This is a genomic window from Streptomyces sp. NPDC058880 (genome assembly GCF_042742535.1).
Classification (GTDB): Bacteria; Actinomycetota; Actinomycetes; order Streptomycetales; family Streptomycetaceae; genus Streptomyces.
In genome coordinates this window covers 72,364-90,174 of record NZ_JBHYMC010000012.1, presented here as the reverse complement: position 1 = coordinate 90,174, position 17,811 = coordinate 72,364, and the positions used below count along the sequence as shown (strand labels likewise).

Sequence of the window (17,811 nt, the reverse complement as noted above, 5' to 3'; positions counted from 1 at the left end):
CGCCACCCGTGCCGGGCACGTCGGTGCGGTCACCTCTAGGCAACCGATTCAGAAGCGTCGCCGGCCAGGTATTCGTCCTCCAGGTGGCGATCGTGGTCCTGCTCGCAGCCGGGTCCCTGCTGGCCCTGGTGCTGCAGTCGCGCCACGACATCGACCGCGAGGCGCGCAACCGCTCGGTGTCCGTCGCCGAGACCTTCGCGCACCAGCTGGGCCTCCAGCCCGCGCTGAAGACGTCCGACCCCTCCGCGGTCCTGCAGCCCCTCGCCGAACAGACGCGCAAGGCCGCCGGGGTCGACTTCATCGTGGTGATGGACACCAACGGCATCCGCTACAGCCACCCGCAGCCGGACCGCATCGGGAAACGATTCGTCGGGACCATCGAGCCCTCGCTGCAGGGCAAGGTCCACACCGAGAGCGTGGACGGCCCCCTCGGCAAGGAGATCCAGGCGGTGGTCCCCGTCAAGGGACCCGACGGCGAGGTCGTCGCCCTGGTGTCCGCCGGCCTGACCGTCGAGAACGTCACCGGCGCCCTCGACCGCCAGCTCCCCGTCATCCTCCTGGCCATCGCCACCGGCCTGGCCCTGGCGACCGTCGGCACCTGGCTGATCAGCAGACGCCTGCGCCGCCAGACCCACGGGCTCGGCACGCAGGAGATGACCCGCATGTACGAGCACCACGATGCCGTGCTCCACGCCGTCCGCGAAGGGGTCCTGATCACCGACGGCGACGGGCAGCTACTGCTGGCCAACGACGAGGCCAAACGCCTCCTGGGCCTGCCCGAGGACGCCGAAGGCAGGCACATCGGTGACGTGCCCGGCCTGGAGCGCCGGATGGCGGACCTGCTGCTTTCCGGCCGCGAGGCCACCGACGAGGTGATCGGCTCCGGCGACCGCCTGCTCGTCGTGAACCAGCGGCCCACCCACCCCCGCGGCCGGCCCGAGGGCGCGGCGGCCACCATCCGCGACTCGACCGAGATGCAGATCCTGACCACCCGGGCCGAGACGGCCCGCAGGCGCCTCAAACTGCTGTACGACGCGGGCGGCGACGTCGGCACCTCCCTCGACGTGGTCCGCACGGCCGAGGAGCTCGCCGCCGTCGCCGTGCCCCGCTTCGCGGACTTCGTCACCGTCGACCTCGCCGACCAGGTCATCGACGGCGACGAGCCCGCCCCGGGCGCCGACATGCGCCGCACGGCGATCAGCGGCATCCGCTCCGACCACCCCCTCTACCCCGTCGGCCGGCTGATCGACTTCCTGCCGTCCACCCCGCAGGCCCGCGGCTACGGCACCGGCCGGGCGGAACTCGTCCCGGACCTGTCGCAGGCGCCCGGCTGGCAGGCCCAGGACCCGCCGCGGGCCCGCGCCATCGTCGACTACGGCATCCACTCGCTCATCGCGGCCCCCCTCATGGCCCGGGGCGTCGTCCTCGGTGTGGTCAACTTCTGGCGGTCGCAGAAGCAGGAGCCCTTCGACGAGGACGAACTGTCCCTCGCCGAGGAACTCGTCGCCCGCGCGGCGGTCAGCATGGACAACGCCCGCCGCTACACCCGCGAACACGCCCTCGCCGTGACGCTCCAGCGCAGCCTGCTGCCGCGCGCCCTGCCCGAGCAGAGCGCCATGGACGTCGCGCACTTCTATCTGCCCGCCCAGTCCGGGGTGGGCGGTGACTGGTTCGACGTCATCCCGCTGCCCGGCAGCCGCGTCGCCCTGGTCGTCGGAGACGTCGTCGGCCACGGCCTGCACGCCGCGGCCACCATGGGCCGGTTGCGCACCGCCGTGCACAACTTCTCCTCCCTCGATCTACCGCCCGACGAGATCCTCGCCCGCCTGGACGACCTCGTACAGCGCATCGACCACGACCACAACGGGGACGCCGACGACAGCGACGGCGGCGTGCTCGGGGCCACCTGCCTGTACGCCGTCTACGACCCGGTGTCGCAGCGCTGCACGATGGCCCGTGCGGGGCACCTGCCGCCGCTCGTGGTGGCCCCCGACGGCAGGACGCAGATCGTCGAGCTGCCCGCGGGCCCCCCGCTGGGCCTGGGCGGCATGCCGTTCGAGACCGCGGAGCTGGAGCTGACCGAAGGCAGCCAGCTGGTCCTCTACACCGACGGCCTGGTGGAGGAGCGGACCCGGGACATCGGCGAGGGCCTCGAACTGCTCCGGGCGGCGCTCAGCCATCCCGACCGGGATCCCCATGACAGCTGCCGGGCCGTGCTCGACATGATGCTCCCCGCCCGGCCGACCGACGACGTGGCGTTGCTCATCGCCCGGACCCGGACCCTCGGGCCCGACCGGGTCGCCCAATGGGACGTGGCCTTCGAACCGAGCGCCGTCGGAGCGATGCGCAGCGTCGCCGCCAAGAAGCTGGAGGAATGGGACCTGACGGAACTCGGCTTCGCGGCGGAACTGATCCTCAGCGAGCTCATCACGAACGCCCTGCGGCACGGGAGCGGGCCCGTGCGGGTGCGGCTCCTGCGCGACCACAACTTGACCTGTGAGGTGTGGGACGGCAGCAGCACCGCGCCCCACCTGCGGTACGCCGCCACCACGGACGAGGGAGGCCGCGGACTGTTCCTGGTCGCCCAGCTCAGCGAGCACTGGGGCACCCGCTACACCCCCGAGGGGAAGGTCATCTGGGCGGAACTGGCCCTGCCGGGCACCGCGGGCGGCGGCGAGGCCGTCCTGACGGCCTTCCTGGACGTGGACCCCCTCTGACCGTGCCGCGGCCGGGGCTCACCGGGCGCCCCCCTGGTTCGTGCCGATACGGGCCGTGAGCAGGGCGATGTCGTCGTCGGCGGACGCCGGGACGAGGTGGGCGATCAGCGAGTCGCAGAGGTGGTCGAGCGGTTGCAGGGGCTCGGTGAGGAGACCGGTGAGCTCGCCGAGGCGCTCGTCGATGTCACGGTTGCGGGCTTCGATCAGCCCGTCCGTGTACAGGACGAGGAGGCTCCCCGGCGGGAGCGTGACCTCGGTCGTGGTGAAGGTGACCCCGCCGACGCCCAGCGGGGCCCCGGGCGGGGACCTGACCAGGTAGACGGTGCCGTCGGGCTCGGCCACGGCGGGCGGCGGGTGACCGGCCCGGGTAATCGTGCAGTGCCCGGTGGCCGGGTCGCAGACCACGTACAGAAAGGTCGCGAGCATCGGCTCCGCCAGATCGGCGAGGGTCGCCTCCAGCTGGTGGAGCAGCGCCGTCGGCGGCATGTCGAGGCGGGCGAGGGCGCGGACGGTCGCGGACAGGCGCCCCATCACCGCCGCGGCCGCGATGCCGTGCCCCATCACGTCGCCCATGAGCAGGCCGGCCCTGCCCCCGGCCAGGGGGACGACGTCGTACCAGTCCCCGCCGACCTCGTTGACGTCACTGGCCGGCAGGTACCGGTGGGCGATCTCGATGCCCGGGGGCGGCGTCACGTGCTGGGGCAGCATGCTGCGCTGCAGGACGACCGCCGTTTCGTGCTCGTGGTGGTAGAGGCGGGCGTTGTCGATGCTGATGGCGGCCCGCGCGGCGAGTTCGCCGGCGAGCGCGACGTCGTCGGATCCGAAGGACTCGAAGGGCCGGGTGCGGTAGAAGGAGGCCACACCGAGCACGAGACCGCGCGCGATGAGCGGAACCTTCAGGAACGAGTGCACGCCCGTCTCGACCAGCTGCGCGGGCTTGGGGCTGTGCCGGCCGGCGGTCGCGACGGCCATCGCGTCGAGGTGGGCTACCAGGAAGGGCTGGCGGGCCGCGAGTGCCTGGGTATACGGCGCGGTCGCCGGGAAGGTGAGTGTCCGGCCCAGCGGAGCGAGGATCCGGGTGACCGCGGTCCCGGCCAGCGGGGCCTTGCCGAGCCGTCGCAGCGCGACGCCCCCGGTCAGCCCCATGCCCGGTTCGTTGCCCTGAGCGAGCGAGTCCAGCACGTCCACCGTGACGGCGCTGGCGAGGTGCGGGACGGCGAGGTCGGCCAGCTCCTGCGCGGTGCGTTCGAGGTCGAGGCTGGCGCCGATCCGGGAACTGGCCTCGGTGAGCAGGGCGAGTCGGCGCCGCCCGGCCTCGGCCTCGGTGTGGTCGCGCTGCTGCGTGGTGATGTCGAGCAGGGAGGCGATCACGCCGATCGGCCGGCCGCCGGGGTCCTCCACCCGCACGTACGAGCAGGCCCACACGTGGTCGTGGTCCGGGTCGGCGGGGGTGCGGCCGCTGCGCCGGCGGTTGAGGACCGGTTCGCCGGTCTCCAGTACCTGGCGCATGGCCGTTTCCATCTCGCCCCCGTTCACCTCCGGCAGCAGCTCGGCGAGCCGCCGGCCCACGTGGGCGGACTCCGGCAGGCCGTTCATCGCCTCCAGCGCCGCATTGACCTGGAGGAAGCGCAACTGGGTGTCGAGGACGGCGATCCCGACGGGCGAGCGGGCGAACAGACCGTCCCACACCGCGGAGGCCCCCCGGATCCGGCGCGCCGCATGCGCGTCCGCGGCGAACACCAGCACGGCCGAGGCACCGTGGCGGCGGTCGGGAACGGGGCAGGCCCAGATCTCCAGTTCCAGCGGGTGACCGTCCCGGTGCCAGGCGGTGACCGTCCCCATCACCCCGTGACCGGTGGCGGCCGTCTCCCAGAGCGAACGGCCCAGGCTGCGGTCGGCGCCGGGGTGGAGGAGGTCCGCGATGTGCCGTCCGAGCACCTGGGGCGGGTCGTAGCCCAGCAGCTCCTGCGCGCCGTGGTTCCAGCGCACGATCGTTCCGTCGCCGCTGGTGGCCATGAGCGCCACCGGGAGGGTGCCCAGCCACCCGCCGGCGTCCTGGGCGGCGCTGCTGACCAGGTCCTGCAGCGGCATCTCCTCATGCATCCCGCACCCGCTCCTTCCGGGCGGACCCGGCTTCGCCGCGCGGCGGCTCCGGGGCGAGGCGCAGCCCGCGCCGGCCGCTCGCCCGGTGCGCGCCGCGGCCGCGCTCGATCCCGTTCATCACCTTCATCCTCGCCCCGGGCGGGCGCAGGCGCTCCCCGGCCGCCGCACTCGGGTGCGCTCTCCACGCTGCGGTTTCCGGGGCGTGCGCCGGCCGCCGGTGGCCCTCCCGCACCCGCGTTCATCCGGTCGGCCGAGCACAGCGGGCCACCCGCGCCACGCCGGGCCACGCTGTGGACAAGGACCGACCGACACCACCGCACAGACGAGGACCGCACCATGTCCCACAGGCGACGTATCGGCATCATCGCGGGGGCCGCAGCGCTGCTGCTCGGCGGCACCGCTTGCTCGGGTCTGGGGCGGAGCACCGTCGGCCAGCTCAGCTTCCGCGGCCACGACTCGCCGGTCGAGATCAGCTACTCCAACACCCTCGTCACGGGCTGCCACCGGATCGCCATCCCCGACGGGGCCACCCACGTCGAGAACAACACCCTCGTCGACGTCATCCTCTACCAGAACTTGGACTGCAAGCAGTCCGACGAGCCGAACAACGAGATCTACGTGGCGACGACGCTCTCGAACGTCACGGCCCCCCGGACCCGTCCCTGGCGGAGCTTCAGTGTGGTCCACTGACGCGTACACCCGGCCGCGGCGGCGGCGACGCCGTCCGGTGCGGGTTCCCGGTCACGTTCCCGGGCACGGGCTCCGGTCAGGTTCCGGCCGCGGCGCGCCGGATCGAGTCCAGTGCGCGCCGTACGTCGACGTCGGTCGTCGACCAGTTGCTCACCGAGATGCGCATCACGCGCCGGCCGTGCCAGGTGGAGCCGCTGATCCACGTCGTACCGTCGTCGAGCAGCCGGGCGAGCACCCGCTCGGTGCGTTCGTCGTCGCCGAACGCGGCGCACACCTGGGTGAACACCACCTCGTTGAGCACCCGGGCGCCGTCGATCGCGGCGATGCCGTCGGCGAACGCGGCGGCGTGCCGGCACAGCCGGTCGACCAGGTCGGTCACGCCCGAGCGGCCGAGGGACCTGAGGACCGCCCACACGGTGAAGGCCCGCCCTCGTCTGGACAGTTCGGGCACCGTGTCGACGGGGTCGCCGTGTTCGTGCTGGATGAGGTAGTCGCCGCGCTGTCCCATCGCGGCCCGGAGCGCGGAGGCGTCACGTACGACGGCGAGGCCGCAGTCGTAGGGGACGTTCAGGGTCTTGTGCGCGTCGGTCGCCCAGGAGTCGGCGCGTGCGCAGCCCGCGGTCAGATGTGCGTGGCGGGGGGACGCGGCCGCCCACAGGCCGAAGGCGCCGTCGACGTGTACCCACGCGTCCGCTGCGCGAGCGGCGCGGACGGCCTCGGTGAACGGGTCGAAAGCACCGGAGTGGATGTCTCCGGCCTGCAGGACCACGATGGTCGGGCCCTCGGAGCCGTCCGCCAGGGCGTCCCGCAAGGCATCCGCCTCCATGCGCCCCTGGGCGTCCGCCTTCACCAGGACGGGAGCGCCGAGACCCAGATAGCGCAGTGCCAGGTCGACGGCCATGTGGCGGTCCTGGCCGGCGACGGCGCGTACGGGCGGAGCGCCTGGCAGTCCGTCACGGGCGACGTTCCAGCCGGTGCGGCGCAGCAGTTCGTCGCGCGCGGAGGCGAGGCAGGTGAAGTTCGCCATGGTGGCACCGGTGGTGAATCCGACGGCGCTCTCGTCGGGCAGACCGAGCAGATCGAGCAGCCACGCACCGGCCACCTCTTCCACCGCCGCGTACGCGGGCGAAGCGGCCCGCATCACGGAGTTCTGGTCCCAGGCGCTGACCAGCCAGTCCGCGGCCAGCGCGGCAGGTTCCGCGCCACCGACCACGAAACCGAAGAAGCGGCCGCTGGGGAACGCCGTCAGTCCCGGCTCGCAGGCCGCGGCCATCAGGTCGACGACGTCCGCCGGAGTGCCGGGGGCGTCGGGCAGTTCGGTACCGAGCGCGCGCACGATCTCCTCGACCGAGGCGCGTGCGGGAACCCGGCGTTCGGACAGGCTCGCGAGCCATCGCACGGCATGCTCGTGCGCCCGCCGGAGCGCGGCCTCGCGCGCGTCCATACCTCGGACTATGGGGCAGGAGCCGACGCCCCGCAAGCGGCGGATCGAACGTTTCTTCCCCCCGGGTGGTGGTGTGCGCCGTCAGTGCTGGGGAGCGGTGTGGCCAAGGCCGTTCAGGGCCGTGGCCCAGGGGAAATGGGACGGAGCCTGCATGGGGGTGTTGTCGTGAAGAAGGAGCTGGACCCCGGCGCCGCGCAGGGTGGCGAGGGACGTCTCGTACCGGGGGTGCGCGGCGAGGGCGCTGTTGGTGCAGGAGACGGCGGTGACGGGGGTGCCGTTGCCGAGGGCCTCGGTGGCGAGGCCGACGGTGAGTGTGTCGGTGAGGCCGAGCGCCCAGGCGTTGACGGTGTTGAAGGTGGCGGGGGCGTAGAGCAGTGCGTCGGCCGCCGGCCACTGCTCCGGTTCGCCGGGAAGCGGGTACTGCCACAGGACGGGGTGGCCGGTGAGGGCGGCGAGCCCGTCGAGGCTCTCCGCGAGCCAGTGCGCGGCGGTGGGGCTCAGCCCGAGGCAGACGTTCCAGCCGCGGGCCTGGGCGTCTTCGATGACATGGGCGACGTCGAACACGGGTGGGGCGGCGGAGCAGAGCAGGTAGAGGGTCTTCATGGTCATGCGGCAATATGATCATATCGCTTAACCTCAAGTGTGGTTGAGGGAGCGGGATCGAGCCCGCGCTCGCCGAACGTGTGGCCGCGGCTGCGTCCGCCGAGACGGCGCTCACCCGCGCGGAGGCGGAGCGGGAGCGGTCCCTCACCGGTTCGGGCGCGTTCGGCGCGGGGACCGGACCCGGTCCGGCGGCCGCCCCAGGCATCCGCACCCGTTTTCCGGACCGCGCCGACCGGAGCGGGCGCGGTGCCGGGCCGGTTCCGGGCCCGCCATCACGTCCGGTCCGGCCAAGTTGTGCACCCGGCGCACGGTGGTGGGCCTGTCCGGGACCGCGTCGCGCCCCACCGCCCCACCTGCGTCGCGGCGCCTCGGAGGCGGACGCGATACCGGCTGCGGGTGCGGGGCCGGGGCGACGGGTGCGGACCGGGAGGGCGTGGAACTCCAGGGTCCGCTGGGCCCGGTGAGGCCGGGGTGGCCGGTGCCTGCTCCACCCAAACCGGCCTTTCCGGTCCATCGCGGGCAGGTTGCGTCGATGGTCGCGCCACCGGAGCGGCGGTGGGCGCCGGCGCCTCGCGGGCGCAACGGAATTCAGCCAGTGAACGGTTGCGCGCACGGTTCCGGGGCGGTTGTCCGTATCCCGTCCTTTCTTCGGCGGTGGACGCGTGGTGGCATGTCCATGCCGAAATACGATCGGCGGCCCCGATGAATGGAGAAGAGAAGGATGTTGCTCCGCAGGCTCACAGTCGGCGCGGCGGTGGTGGCGCTGTCTTCCCTGGCGATGCCGGCACAAGCCCACAACGCCACGTATCCGCCCGGGAGAATCACCGTCGACGTCGTCGGCGTGAACGGTTCGGGATGTCCCCAGGGGACGGCGAGTGTCGCCGCTGCCTCCGACAACACCTCGTTCACGGTCACCTACAGCGACTATCTCGCCCAGACCGGAGCCGGCTCGGGCGGGACCGAATTCCGCAAGAACTGCCAGCTGGCCCTGCAGATCCACGTGCCGCAGGGCTTCACGTACGCCATCGCCCGGGCGGACTACCGCGGCTACGCCCACCTCCAGCGCGGGGCCTTTGGCCAGGAGCGCGCCAACTACTACTTCCAGGGCATGGCCCAGACCACCCGCAGGACGCACCAGTTCAACGGCCCCTACTCCGACAACTGGCAGGCGAGCGACCAGACCGAGTACGCCGACCTGGTCTGGGCGCCGTGCGGCGAGGAGCGCAACCTCAACGTCAACAGCGAACTGCGGGTGTACGCCGGAACGTCGAGCCCACAGGCCCTGAGCTTCATGAGCATGGACTCCACGGACGGCAGCGTCAGCACGGTCTACCACTTCGCGTGGAAGGAGTGTCCTGCGGTCTGACACGGCGTGAGCCTCGCAACCCGCACCTCACGGTCAGGAGTGACAACGATGTCCCATTCCTTGCCCCGCGCTCTGTTCACGGGAGCCGCGGCCGCTGCCCTGGTGGTCACCGCAACCCCGGCCGGAGCCGCCGGCCCCACACCGCAGATCACCGCACCGCCCGACAAGATCGTGATCGAACTCGCCACGGTGAACGGCTCAGGCTGTCGGGAGGGCACCGCAGAAGTGGCCGTCGCACCCGACAACACGGCCTTCACCGTGACCTACAGTGACTACCTCGCGGAAGTGGGGCCGGGAGCACCGCCGACCGGATTCCGGAAGAACTGCCAGCTCAACCTTCGGGTGCACGTTCCTTCGGGATTCACCTATGCCATTGTCCAGGCGGACTACCGCGGATTCGCATTCCTCCAACCCGGCGCATGGGGCCAGGAGAAGGCGAACTACTACTTCCAGGGAATGCCGACGACCACCCAGCGCACCCATACGTTCAACGGTCCGCTCAATGACAACTGGCAGGCGACCGACAGGACGGAGTACGCGGATCTCGTCTGGGCGCCGTGCGGCGAGAAACGCAATTTCAACATCAACACAGAACTGCGGGTGAACGCGGGGACGTCCAACCCGCAGGCCGTCACCAGCTTCATGACGATGGACTCCACCGACGCCAGCGTGAGCACGCTCTACCACCTCGCCTGGCAGGCCTGCCCCGCCCCCCGGCCGCGCCCCCACTAGGACGCGCGCCCGTTGTCGGAGGCTCCGCCGAGCCGGAGGGTGGGGCGGAGGCCTCCGGCAGCCGGGACCCGCCGGCCGACCTGCGAGGGATGCGTCGCGGCCGGGCCGGGGCCCGTGCACGGCCGCGACCTGCGGCGGGCTACGGTATCCCCTGATCCGAGGGGGAGACAGATGTCGCAGAACACGGGGTGGGCACACCACCCGGGACAGCCCACGCCACAGTGGGGAGGCGGCTGGGTGCCGCCGTCGGCGCCGAAACCGGGGGTCATACCCCTCCAGCCGCTCAGCGTGGGCGACCTGCTGGGGGGTGCGTTCGCGTCGTTCCGCCGGTACTGGAAGCCCCTGGTCGGGATCATGCTCGCCGTACAGGGCATCGGAATCCTGCTCGTGGTCCTTGCGATCGGCATCGCGGTCGTGGTCGTGTCCGACCGGTTCTCCGCCGTCTTCGACCTTGCACCGGGCGAAAGCGTCGCCGCCGAGGACGTGCTCGCCCTGCTCCTCGCCTTCGTGCCGGCCGCGGTACTCCTGTTGCTCACGGTGCTGGTGGGCGCGGCGCTGATCAGCGCGCTCGGTCCGGCCGTCGTCCAGGAGGCCGTGCTGGGGCGTCCCACGACGTTCGGCGCGATGTGGCGCCGCAGCTGGTCCCGGCTGCCCTCGGTGCTCGGCACCGTGCTGCTCGCCGGGCTGATCGCAGGGGGGCCGATGGTCCTGGTCTACGCGATCTGTGTCCCGCTCGTCCTCATGTCCGCCGACGGATCCGGACCGCCGGCCGCCCTGTTCGTGCTGTTCCTGGGCGTGCTGGTCTGCCTGCCCGTCTCGGTCTGGCTCGCGATGCGCCTCAGCCTCGCGCCGGCCGCCGCGGTGTGCGAGCAACTCGGCGCCGTCGCCGCGCTGCGGCGCTCCGCACACCTGGTCAAGGACGGCTGGTGGCGCGTCTTCGGCGTCACCATGCTCGGCTACTTCGTGGCGGCGGGCGTGGGCTACGTCATCCAGATGCCGTTCACCCTCGTCGGTATGGCCGCGTTCCTTCCGACCATGCTGGATGCGGGCGGGGCTGACCCGGACCCGGGCGCGGCGATCGCCGGACTCGGTGTGTACCTGATCTGCATCCTGGTCGGCGGCCTGATCAGCGGGCTCTTCCAGTTCGGCTTCCCACCGTTGCTCTGCGCGCTGCTCTACGTCGACCTCCGGATGTGCAAGGAGAACTTCGCGGAGACCCTGATCGCCGCCGCGCCCCCGGCCCCGCTTCCGACCGCCGCCGGTGCTGCGACGACTCCCATCCCGCCCCCGCCCCCGGCGGAGGCACCGTCGCCCGACCAGCCGTGACAGCGGCCGGCTGATCCCGCCGCCCCCGGCTCGGCGGATCGCCTCCGGCCGTTCCGGGTCAGGTGGTGGCCGTGGCCCGCAGGAGGCTGTGGTCCGAGACCGCCGTGTCGAGGGGCAGGGCGTCGGCCGCCGCCGTTCGGACGTGCCGGGCGCTGAGGAAGACGTAGTCGAGCTTCTTCGGGCCGAAAGTCGTCTCGCCCGACCGGCAGGCGACGGTGGCCGTCGGCGGGCAGACGGCCGGGTCGAAGAACTCCGCATCGCTCTCGTCGGCCTCGATGAAGGATCCGTGGGCGCCGTCACCCCGTTCCGGCAGGTAGAAGCGCGACAACGTGTCCGTGCGCGGGGAGTGGTTGAAGTCGCCACCGAGTACGACGGCGAACCCGTCGTCCAGCCACCGGCGGGCCTGCGCCGCCAACGCGTCCGCCTCCGGCATCGCGAGGGTGCCGTCGTCCCAGTAGAGGTGGATCGAACAGGACCAGGTGGGCCGGTCCGCGAGGGGTGCCAGGACGCAGGGCGCGGTGATCGGCTCACGCTCGCCACCCACCGTCAGGACCAGTTCGGCCGTGTCCGAGACCGTGCCGCGCACGAGGACGGCGTTCCCGTACGCGTGGCCCTCGCAGACGGCGGGGTTCCCGCCGGGCAGGGTGGCCGAGTGGGACCCCGTGTAGCCCAGCGGGCCCAGGTGGTCGAGGACCTCGCGGTACTGGTGTTCGCACACCTCCTGGAGGAAGAGTTGGTCGGCGGCCCAGCCTCCGGGGTCGGCCTCGGCGACCACGGCCGCGATCCTGCGCGCACGATCGTATGGGGGAGCGGCGCACATGTTGCCGCAGATGTTGTAGCTCGTCAGCCGGACCGTCCCGGCCGCGGCCGCACGAGGCACGGCCGGTCCGAGGACGCAGGACAGGGCGGCAGTGAGGGCCAGAACGGCCAGGGAGGCAGGGGATCGGCGCACACCCGTGACGCTTTCCCGCGGGGAGCCCCCGGCAACGCGACACCGGCCCCGGATGGGCCGGACGAGCGTGGGCGGCGATGCACCGCCCGCTCGCCCGCCGGCCCGGGGCGCCACGCGGGCGCGGCCGATCGAGGGGACAATGGCACCATGGCTGACACCGTCCCTTCGCCGGACGGAGCCGGCTCGCCGGGCAGGGGACGCTACGGCGAGCAGGTCTTCCGGCCCGACCGGCAGGGCGAGGCCGACCGCATCGACCTCGGCGCCCTCGCCTACGACGACACCACCATGGCCCGGCTGCGGGCACTGGGTGCGGGCCCCGGCTGGACCTGCCTCGACGTCGGAGCGGGAACGGGCACGGTGGCCCGCCGCCTGCTGGCGGAAGCCGAAGTAGCCGGGGTCCTCGCGGTGGACCGTGACGTACGGTTCCTTGCCGCGCACCCCGTGCCCGGACTGACCGTGCTCCAGGCGGACGTCACCGCCGGCGACTTCGCCCCGGGCCTCTTCCGTCTGGTCCACGCCCGTTTCGTCCTCATGCACCTGCCCTCCCCGCAGCGCATGGTCGCCAGGCTCAGCCGCCTCCTCGCCCCCGGCGGCGTCCTCGTCGTCAGCGACGCGGTCGACCTGACCACGGCCTCCGCGCCCCGCACTCCGTACACCCGTGCCATGCGGGCCATGTGGGAGGGACTGCGCGACAGCATCGGCACGGACGTCTCCCTGGTGCCGCGGCATCCGGAGCTCCTGCGGGAGGCCGGGCTGGAAGGCGTGGCCGCCGAGATCCACGTACCACCCCTCCTGCCGGGAAGCCCGATCAGCAGGTTCTGGGCCGACACCTGGGAACGGGCCCGCGGGGCGATGGTGGGAACCGGCCTCGTCGACGACGCAGAGCTGGACGAAGCGGTGCGCTGTCTGGCGTCGTCCCGGTGCACCGGGCTGTCGCCGGGCATGCTCACAGCCTGGGGCTGGAAGTCGCCTGCCTGAGGCGTGTCGCGAACCTCCCGCCTGCCCCCGGCCCGGACCGTCTCCCGCGGTACGTGTCGGTCGGGCAAGATACGCCCGTGCGGACGACCACGGAGCTGGTGGAGAGGGCGGCCCGGCTGGCCGTCCGGGGCGGTCGGCGGATCCTCGGCGTGGCCGGGCCGCCGGGCGCGGGAAAGTCGACCCTGGCCGACCGGCTGGCCGATGCGCTCGGCCCGCGGACGGCCGTGGTGGTCCCGATGGACGGCTTCCACCTCGCGCAGGCCGAGTTGGACCGGCTCGGCCGGGCCGACCGCAAAGGCGCCCCGGACACCTTCGACGTGGCCGGTTACGTGTCCCTGCTGGCGAGGCTGCGCACGCCCGGATCCAGGGACGCCGCGGTCTACGCGCCCGCCTTCGACCGGAGCATCGAGGAGCCGATCGCGGGCCGCATTCCCGTGTATCCGGACGTGCCGCTGGTGATCACCGAGGGGAACTACCTGCTGCACGACGAGGGGGAGTGGGCCGGAGTGCGGCCGCTGCTCGACGAGGCCTGGTACTGCGCTCCGGACGAGGACACCCGGATCCGGCGGCTGGTCGAGCGGCACGTGCGGTACGGCAGCGAGCCGGCCCACGCACGCGAGTGGGTGGGCCGCTCCGACGAGGCGAACGCCCGCCTCGTCGCGCCCGGCCGCCACCGCGCCGACCTCGTCGTCGATCCCGGCTGAGGTCGTCCCGTCGTCCGAAAGGGCGGTCGGCGTGGCGGAATCGGGTTGTCCGAATGCGCTGTTAGGGTGACGTGTGCTCGTCAAAACGGGCGCTCTTCGTTTCCTGACATTCCAACGGGGTAGAACGTGAAGTTTCGTCATGTCCGTGCGATAGCCGTCTTCGGCATCGCCATCGTCGCGCTCACCGGTGCCCGTGGTTCCCACGGCGGGAGCTGCGGCGGCGGCCACTCCAGCTCGAGCTCCAGCAGCTCGGGTGGCAGCAGCGGGGGCAGCGGCACCGGCGGGAGCGACAGCGGCCACAGCAGCAGCGGCACGACCGGCGGTACCGGCGGCACCACCACGGGCGGTTCCGGCCGGGACAGGGCCGAGCGCGACATCAAGATCGACAGCTGCAAGCTGGACGGTGCCGGCAAGAACCTGGTCGCCCGCCTGACCGTCACCAACAGCGGTTCGGTGGAGTACACCTACAACATCACCATGACGTTCAAGCCGGCCGCCGGGTCGAGCGCGGTGGCGGCCACCGCAAGGGTCAACGGCCTCAAGGTCAAGGCCGGCGCGTCCCAGCAGACCGAGGCCACCGCCCTGTACACCGCCAAGGGCGACGGCAGCGAGTACAAGGAGTGCGTCGTCTCCACCGCGTCCAAGAGCGCACTCTGACACGCACCCTGACGTACCGTCCGGTGTCCCGGCCGGCCTCCGTGAAAGGCCGGCCGGGACACCGGCGTCAGACGAGGTCGAACCGGTCGAGGTTCATCACCTTGTTCCACGCCGCCACGAAGTCACGGACGAACTTCTCCCGGGCGTCCCCGGAGGCGTAGACCTCCGAGAGGGCCCTGAGCTGGGAGTTGGAGCCGAAGACGAGGTCCACGGCGGTCGCGGTCCACCGGGGCTCGCCCTCGCCGCCGACCCGGCCCTCGAAGACGTTCTCGTCCGAGGCCGACACCTTCCACTGCGTACCCATGTCCAGCAAGTTGACGAAGAAGTCGTTCGTCAGGGTCTGCGGCCGGTCGGTGAACACACCGTGCCGGGACTGCCGGAAGCCCGTGTCCAACGCCCGCATGCCGCCGATCAGCACCGTCATCTCGGGTGCCGTCAGGTCCAGCATGCTCGCGCGGTCCAGCAGCAGCGTCTCCGGCGACAACTTCTCGCCCGCGGGGAGGTAGTTGCGGAAGCCGTCCGCCCGCGGTTCGAGCACGGCGAACGACTCGACGTCGGTCTGCTCCTGCGTCGCGTCCGTGCGCCCCGGCGCGAACGGGACGGTGATGTCGAGCCCGGCGTTCTTCGCCGCCTGCTCGATCGCCGCGCACCCGCCCAAGACGATGAGGTCGGCCAGCGAAACCTTGGTGCCGCCGCCCTGACCGTTGAAGTCCTGCTGGATCCCTTCGAGGGTCTGTACCACCTGCGCCACCTCGGGCAGGTCGTTGGCCTCCCAGTCCTTCTGCGGCGCGAGCCGGATCCGGGCGCCGTTCGCCCCGCCGCGCTTGTCCGTGCCGCGGAAACTGGCCGCCGACGCCCAGGCCGTGGTCACCAGCTGGGACACGGTCAGCCCGGAGGCGAGGATCCGGCCCTTGAGCGCGGCCACGTCCCCGGCCGAGACCAGTTCGTGGTCGACCGCCGGAACGGGGTCCTGCCACAGCTGAGGTTCCGGGATCCAGGGGCCGAGGTACCGCGAGACCGGCCCCATGTCGCGGTGCAGCAGCTTGTACCAGGCCTTGGCGAACGCCTCGGCGAGCTTGTCCGGGTTCTCGTGGAAGCTCTTCGAGATCGGCGCGTAGATCGGATCCAGCTTCAGCGAGAGGTCCGTCGTCAGCATCATCGGGGCGTGCCGCTTCGACGGATCGTGCGCGTCCGGCACCGTGTCCTGGGCCGCAGGATCCTTCGGGGTCCACTGGTGAGCCCCGGCCGGGCTCGTCGTCAACTCCCAGTCGTACCGGAACAGGTTGTCCAGGTACCCGTTGTCCCATCGGGTCGGCTCGTTCGTCCACGCGCCCTCGAGCCCGCTGGTGATCGTGTCCACGCCCCTGCCGCTGCCGTACGAGTTGTGCCAGCCGAGGCCCTGCTGCTCCAGCGGCCCGGCCTCGGGCTCCGGACCGACGTACTCGGGGTCCACCGCGCCGTGGCACTTGCCGAAGGTGTGGCCGCCCACGATGAGCGCGACCGTCTCCTCGTCGTTCATCGCCATGCGGCCGAACGTCTCGCGAATGTCCTTCGCCGCGGCGATCGGATCGGGATTTCCATTGGGGCCTTCGGGATTGACGTAGATCAGTCCCATCTGCACGGCGCCGAAAGGCCCGGTGAGTTCCCGGTCGCCCCGGTAGCGCTCATCTCCCAGCCACGTGTCCTCCGTCCCCCAGAAGACTTCCTCGGGCTCCCAGATGTCCTCCCGACCGAAGCCGAATCCGAAAGTCCTGAACCCCATCGACTCCATGGCGCAGTTGCCCGCGAACACCAGCAGGTCCGCCCAGGAAATCTTCCGGCCGTACTTCTGCTTGACCGGCCAGAGCAGACGGCGCGCCTTGTCCAGACTCGCGTTGTCCGGCCAGCTGTTGAGGGGGGCGAAGCGCTGCGCGCCGGAACCGCCGCCGCCGCGGCCGTCGGCGATGCGGTAGGTCCCGGCGGCGTGCCAGCTCATCCGGATGAAGAGTGGGCCGTAGTGGCCGTAGTCGGCGGGCCACCAGTCCTGCGAGGTCGTCATCACCTCGAAGACGTCCCGCTTCAGCGCGTCGACGTCCAGGGTCGCGAACTCTTCCGCGTAGTTGAAGTCCTCGCCCATCGGACTGGCCTGGGGCGAGTTCTGGTGGAGAACCTGTAGGTCCAGTTGGTTCGGCCACCAGTCCCGGTTCGTCCTGGGACGAGTGGACTCGGGCGTCGGGGAGGGGATTGCGGGGTTCTCGCTTTCGCTGCCGGACACGTCCGTCCTTCTTCCTGTCTCGGTGCTTCCATCTGCTGACCGCTCGCTCTTGACGGCGTCCGTATGGTCGCGCACCGCGCACCGGGAGACTGAGAGAACACGCAGGGCATACCCGCCCAACCACCATTCCCGACATCTAGGCCGTACGGGAAAGACAGGAAAAGGAGAGATCGTACGATCATCGTTATCGCTGCGCCGACGAGAAAGCATTGGCCGTCGTGGTCCGCCGGGTAATCTGTAGCTCGCTTTTCGGGCCTGTGGCAGGGTCCGCCGAAGCCCTTGTGTCCCGCCGAGCGTGAACTGGTGAGCCGAAATGAGTGAGCTGCTGGAACGGCTGCGGGGGCGCGGCTGGCGCCTGACGTCCCAGCGGCGGGTCGTCGCGGAGGTCCTCGACGGCGAGCACGTGCATCTGACGGCCGACGAGGTGCACGCCCGCGCGGCCCGGCGGTTGCCGGAGATCTCCCGGGCCGGGGTGTACAACACCCTCGGCGAGCTGGTCGCCCTGGGCGAGGTCGCCGAGCTCGCCGCGCACGGGCGGGCGAAACGCTACGACCCCAACGCACACCGGCCGCACCATCACCTGGTGTGCTCCGGCTGCGGGCTCATCCGCGACGTCCACCCCACCGGCGACCTCCTGGACGGCCTTCCGGCGCGGGAGCGCTTCGGTTTCGCCGTGTCCGGGGTCGAGGTGGTCTACCGCGGCCTGTGCTCCTCCTGTACGGCCGAACCGTCGCGCGCCTGAACGCGGGGGCCTGAACGCTCAAGCCTTGGCGGCCCGAGCGCGGCGGCCTGGACGCGGTGACAGGGGCCTCCCGCCCCGGGGCTACCACTCCGGGTGGACGTCGTGGCTGTCGTAGCGGTCTCCGGCGGCCGTGATCCACGGCCGGAAGCGACCGGGTCCGGTGCCGTCGTGGGCGTAGGTCACCGGTTCGCGGGAGTCGTCGGTGACGATCACGGCCCCGGCCCGCTGGGCACTGCGCAGCGCATGGGTCCAGTGGCGGCCGCGGTGGCCGGTGCGGTAGTCGGGGATCTTGCACTGGGACATCACGGGTCTCACCGCCTGGGTCGCTTCATCGGGTCCGGACAGGGCGTATACCCGGTTCGCCCCGATCCGAACATGTGTGCCCCGGGTGGGTGTCGGTCCCGTGGGTCGGGCCCCCTCGTGCTCGTGCCGTGATTGCTCCAGAGTGTCGTCCGTACCTTCCGCGCATCCGACAGGCCCGCCCGTCCCAAGGAGATCCGACGTGCCCACGACCTCCGAACCGCCCGGTACGACCTCTGCGAC

At 71.8% G+C, this 17,811-nt stretch carries 16 protein-coding genes; 9 read left to right on the top strand and 7 right to left on the bottom strand.

What is annotated here, in order from left to right; genetic code table 11:
• Nucleotides 1-83: 83 nt before the first annotated feature.
• Nucleotides 84-2,717 (top strand): SpoIIE family protein phosphatase, encoded by a 2,634-nt coding sequence (locus ACFW2G_RS10055; RefSeq protein WP_384446565.1) that lies wholly within the window; start codon nucleotides 84-86, stop codon nucleotides 2,715-2,717.
• Nucleotides 2,718-2,735: 18 nt separating this feature from the next.
• Here ACFW2G_RS10055 and ACFW2G_RS10050 read toward each other — a convergent pair whose 3' ends face one another.
• Both ACFW2G_RS10050 and ACFW2G_RS10045 read right to left on the bottom strand, forming a co-directional pair.
• Entirely contained in the window at nucleotides 2,736-4,820 is a 2,085-nt protein-coding gene (locus ACFW2G_RS10050; RefSeq protein ID WP_384446563.1) for a SpoIIE family protein phosphatase, read from the bottom strand.
• The gene (locus ACFW2G_RS10045) at nucleotides 4,813-4,938 is read right to left on the bottom strand and encodes a hypothetical protein (RefSeq protein WP_384446561.1); all 126 of its coding nucleotides are present in this window, start codon (nucleotides 4,936-4,938) and stop codon (nucleotides 4,813-4,815) included. The genes ACFW2G_RS10050 and ACFW2G_RS10045 overlap by 8 nt, the downstream gene beginning before the upstream one ends.
• A gap of 218 nt (nucleotides 4,939-5,156) precedes the next feature.
• On the opposite strand from ACFW2G_RS10045, the gene ACFW2G_RS10040 reads away from it, so the two are divergent.
• On the top strand, nucleotides 5,157-5,510 hold the full coding sequence (locus ACFW2G_RS10040) for a hypothetical protein (RefSeq protein ID WP_384582179.1): 354 nt from the start codon (nucleotides 5,157-5,159) through the stop codon (nucleotides 5,508-5,510).
• 76 nt (nucleotides 5,511-5,586) lie between these two features.
• On the opposite strand, the gene ACFW2G_RS10035 is transcribed toward ACFW2G_RS10040, so the two are convergent.
• Together ACFW2G_RS10035 and ACFW2G_RS10030 are read right to left on the bottom strand one after the other, a co-directional pair.
• Nucleotides 5,587-6,954, bottom strand: coding sequence for a pyridoxal phosphate-dependent decarboxylase family protein (locus ACFW2G_RS10035; RefSeq protein ID WP_384582181.1), 1,368 nt, complete (start codon nucleotides 6,952-6,954; stop codon nucleotides 5,587-5,589).
• Nucleotides 6,955-7,035: 81 nt separating this feature from the next.
• Nucleotides 7,036-7,563 carry a flavoprotein gene (locus tag ACFW2G_RS10030; RefSeq protein ID WP_384446557.1) on the bottom strand — a complete coding sequence of 176 codons (528 nt, stop codon included), beginning with the start codon at nucleotides 7,561-7,563 and terminating at the stop codon, nucleotides 7,036-7,038.
• Between the two features lie 715 nt (nucleotides 7,564-8,278).
• On the opposite strand from ACFW2G_RS10030, the gene ACFW2G_RS10025 reads away from it, so the two are divergent.
• From ACFW2G_RS10025 to ACFW2G_RS10015, 3 genes are all read left to right on the top strand, one after another.
• Nucleotides 8,279-8,923, top strand: a complete 645-nt coding sequence (locus ACFW2G_RS10025; protein WP_037917436.1) for a DUF4360 domain-containing protein — start codon at nucleotides 8,279-8,281, stop codon at nucleotides 8,921-8,923.
• A 48-nt stretch (nucleotides 8,924-8,971) separates the two neighbouring features.
• A complete protein-coding gene (locus ACFW2G_RS10020) occupies nucleotides 8,972-9,655 on the top strand; it encodes a DUF4360 domain-containing protein (RefSeq protein WP_106967518.1) in 684 nt (227 codons plus the stop codon).
• A 171-nt stretch (nucleotides 9,656-9,826) separates the two neighbouring features.
• Complete coding sequence (locus ACFW2G_RS10015; protein WP_384582184.1) at nucleotides 9,827-10,981, top strand: hypothetical protein; 1,155 nt, start codon at nucleotides 9,827-9,829, stop codon at nucleotides 10,979-10,981.
• Between the two features lie 58 nt (nucleotides 10,982-11,039).
• Here the strand turns inward: ACFW2G_RS10015 and ACFW2G_RS10010 are convergent, their stop codons facing one another.
• Nucleotides 11,040-11,933: an endonuclease/exonuclease/phosphatase family protein gene (locus tag ACFW2G_RS10010; RefSeq protein WP_384582186.1), complete on the bottom strand. Its 894-nt coding sequence runs from the start codon at nucleotides 11,931-11,933 to the stop codon at nucleotides 11,040-11,042.
• A 147-nt stretch (nucleotides 11,934-12,080) separates the two neighbouring features.
• Between ACFW2G_RS10010 and ACFW2G_RS10005 the strand changes: the two genes are divergently transcribed.
• The 3 genes from ACFW2G_RS10005 to ACFW2G_RS09995 all read left to right on the top strand — a co-directional run bounded on the left by ACFW2G_RS10005 (nucleotide 12,081) and on the right by ACFW2G_RS09995 (nucleotide 14,272).
• Nucleotides 12,081-12,911, top strand: coding sequence for a class I SAM-dependent methyltransferase (locus ACFW2G_RS10005; RefSeq protein WP_384446551.1), 831 nt, complete (start codon nucleotides 12,081-12,083; stop codon nucleotides 12,909-12,911).
• 77 nt (nucleotides 12,912-12,988) lie between these two features.
• Nucleotides 12,989-13,615: a nucleoside/nucleotide kinase family protein gene (locus tag ACFW2G_RS10000; protein WP_384446549.1), complete on the top strand. Its 627-nt coding sequence runs from the start codon at nucleotides 12,989-12,991 to the stop codon at nucleotides 13,613-13,615.
• 126 nt (nucleotides 13,616-13,741) lie between these two features.
• On the top strand, nucleotides 13,742-14,272 hold the full coding sequence (locus ACFW2G_RS09995; RefSeq protein WP_037917445.1) for a hypothetical protein: 531 nt from the start codon (nucleotides 13,742-13,744) through the stop codon (nucleotides 14,270-14,272).
• 67 nt (nucleotides 14,273-14,339) lie between these two features.
• Here the strand turns inward: ACFW2G_RS09995 and katG are convergent, their stop codons facing one another.
• On the bottom strand, nucleotides 14,340-16,526 hold the full coding sequence (gene katG / locus ACFW2G_RS09990) for a catalase/peroxidase HPI (protein WP_384446547.1): 2,187 nt from the start codon (nucleotides 16,524-16,526) through the stop codon (nucleotides 14,340-14,342).
• Between the two features lie 313 nt (nucleotides 16,527-16,839).
• On the opposite strand from katG, the gene ACFW2G_RS09985 reads away from it, so the two are divergent.
• The gene (locus ACFW2G_RS09985; protein WP_384446545.1) at nucleotides 16,840-17,268 is read left to right on the top strand and encodes a Fur family transcriptional regulator; all 429 of its coding nucleotides are present in this window, start codon (nucleotides 16,840-16,842) and stop codon (nucleotides 17,266-17,268) included.
• An 81-nt stretch (nucleotides 17,269-17,349) separates the two neighbouring features.
• On the opposite strand, the gene ACFW2G_RS09980 is transcribed toward ACFW2G_RS09985, so the two are convergent.
• On the bottom strand, nucleotides 17,350-17,571 hold the full coding sequence (locus ACFW2G_RS09980) for a hypothetical protein (RefSeq protein WP_037917453.1): 222 nt from the start codon (nucleotides 17,569-17,571) through the stop codon (nucleotides 17,350-17,352).
• Between the last annotated feature and the right edge of the window lie 240 nt (nucleotides 17,572-17,811).

What these genes read in the sequence shown, in the direction of transcription:
- ACFW2G_RS10035 (WP_384582181.1), bottom strand. Translation starts at nt 6,954, where the DNA reads ATGGACGCGCGCGAGGCCGCGCTCCGGCGGGCGCACGAGCATGCCGTG.
- ACFW2G_RS10050 (WP_384446563.1), bottom strand. Translation starts at nt 4,820, where the DNA reads ATGCATGAGGAGATGCCGCTGCAGGACCTGGTCAGCAGCGCCGCCCAG.
- ACFW2G_RS10005 (WP_384446551.1), top strand. Translation starts at nt 12,081, where the DNA reads ATGGCTGACACCGTCCCTTCGCCGGACGGAGCCGGCTCGCCGGGCAGG.
- ACFW2G_RS10040 (WP_384582179.1), top strand. Translation starts at nt 5,157, where the DNA reads ATGTCCCACAGGCGACGTATCGGCATCATCGCGGGGGCCGCAGCGCTG.
- ACFW2G_RS10025 (WP_037917436.1), top strand. Translation starts at nt 8,279, where the DNA reads ATGTTGCTCCGCAGGCTCACAGTCGGCGCGGCGGTGGTGGCGCTGTCT.
- ACFW2G_RS10020 (WP_106967518.1), top strand. Translation starts at nt 8,972, where the DNA reads ATGTCCCATTCCTTGCCCCGCGCTCTGTTCACGGGAGCCGCGGCCGCT.
- ACFW2G_RS10045 (WP_384446561.1), bottom strand. Translation starts at nt 4,938, where the DNA reads ATGAACGGGATCGAGCGCGGCCGCGGCGCGCACCGGGCGAGCGGCCGG.
- ACFW2G_RS09985 (WP_384446545.1), top strand. Translation starts at nt 16,840, where the DNA reads ATGAGTGAGCTGCTGGAACGGCTGCGGGGGCGCGGCTGGCGCCTGACG.
- ACFW2G_RS10015 (WP_384582184.1), top strand. Translation starts at nt 9,827, where the DNA reads ATGTCGCAGAACACGGGGTGGGCACACCACCCGGGACAGCCCACGCCA.
- ACFW2G_RS09980 (WP_037917453.1), bottom strand. Translation starts at nt 17,571, where the DNA reads ATGTCCCAGTGCAAGATCCCCGACTACCGCACCGGCCACCGCGGCCGC.
- ACFW2G_RS10030 (WP_384446557.1), bottom strand. Translation starts at nt 7,563, where the DNA reads ATGACCATGAAGACCCTCTACCTGCTCTGCTCCGCCGCCCCACCCGTG.